Below are 1,533 nucleotides of genomic sequence, written 5' to 3' on the forward strand. Positions count from 1 at the left end.
ACGCCAATCGGTGCAGCCTGCAGGCGATCCTCCATCGTCACTCCCTCGTATTGAACCGGAGCTCGATTCGTGCACCGCCGCGATCACTTTCCGTGACTGAGACCGACCAGTCGTGTAATTCGGCGATCCGGTCGACGATCGCGAGCCCGAGTCCGGTGCCACCCTCGTCAACCGTATACCCTGGCGTGAAGATATTCGCCTGCTCGCCGGGCGGAATACCGGGGCCGTCATCGGCGATGAACACACCGGCAGTCTCGCCGGCAAGCGTCCCCACCCATACGCGCTGGCCGTTAGCCGCGTGCTCAATGCTGTTCCCGTCAGTCTGACAGCAGCCAGTCGAGGCGTGTTCGACACTGTTCCGAAACAAGTTCTCGAAAAGTCGCTGCAGCCGGTCGGCGTCGGCCTCGACTGTCGGGAGCGACTCGTCGACGGTGAGCGTCCACGTCTCGGTCTCGACAGTCTGCCACGCGCGTTTGGCGACATCTCGAATTGAGACCTCCGGCTGACGGTTCAGCACCACCTCACCCTGAGCCAGCGTCAGCACTTCTTGAACGATCCGTTCCATCCGGTCATGGGCGGCGGCGACCGCGTCAAAGTGTTCACTCGCTCCGGTCTCACGTGCAGCTTCGAGGTGTGCCCCGGCGACATCGAGGGGATTCCGAAGATCGTGACTGATCGCGCTTGCAACCTGTGCCACCTCGACACTCTCCGTGAACGTCTCGGCGGAGTCGCGTTCAGTGAACAGTATTGTCCCGCCGTCAGTATCGGGCGCGAGAACGTGAGCTACGTACGTGTCCTCGGCTGATCGCATTACGAACTCGACAGGTTTGCCGGCGCGGAGCTGTGTTTCCAGTGGCTTCTGACTCGGCGACTCCACTGTGTCGAACTGCTCGAAGACATCTATGACTGGAGCCGCCTCAACGGTGCCAAACGCTATCTCGAATGCGTCGTTGATCGCAGTTACCGTGGGGATCCCCTCGCGCATCTTGTACTGGAGCACAGGACTGGGGTGGGACGCGAGCGAAACTTGCATCGCGTTTGATTCGCTCATCGTCGCCACCGTAGCGTCGGCTGCGTCGGTCGGACGGCCATCTCGATATCGAGTGTGAACGCGACCGGTTTAATGTCTCTCCACCGTTGCTGAGGTTGCGACACGGACGAGGTTCGAACTCAGGAGACGTGCCAGTACGGAACCCGTGTTTCAGGAACAGAAACGATGGGGGTAGAGCCTTTTCAGTGGCGGTGTCACGATTTGGTGTCCAATGAAACTGGAAGAGTTTGTCGACGCGAACGCACCTGACGAAAACGGCACCGGGTTTCGAAAAGTCAACAAGCGGCTGCTAGAGATTCCTTTTGACGGGATAGCAATGGTGAAAGCCGGGTCGATGATTGCCTACACCGGCGACGCGACGTTCACCGGGAAATCTTCTGCTGAGGGCGGGATCACTGGATTCGTCAAGGAGGCCGTGAGCGGAGAGGGAACGCCCATTATGGAGGCCGAGGGATCCGGCACACTCTATGTGGCCGATCAGG

Annotated in this window: 2 protein-coding genes; one reads left to right on the forward strand and one right to left on the reverse strand. The window is 60.0% G+C overall.

Translation table 11 applies throughout. The annotated features are described in order from the left end of the window. Positions 1-37: 37 nt before the first annotated feature. Positions 38-1,051 carry a sensor histidine kinase gene (locus EP28_RS11470; RefSeq protein WP_049984150.1) on the reverse strand — a complete coding sequence of 338 codons (1,014 nt, stop codon included), beginning with the start codon at positions 1,049-1,051 and terminating at the stop codon, positions 38-40. 211 nt (positions 1,052-1,262) lie between these two features. On the opposite strand from EP28_RS11470, the gene EP28_RS11475 reads away from it, so the two are divergent. Next, a partial coding sequence (locus EP28_RS11475; protein WP_230455355.1) for an AIM24 family protein occupies positions 1,263-1,533 on the forward strand: 271 nt, incomplete at its 3' end.

It is taken from the genome of Halorubrum sp. BV1, assembly GCF_000746205.1.
GTDB lineage: Archaea > Halobacteriota > Halobacteria > Halobacteriales > Haloferacaceae > Halorubrum.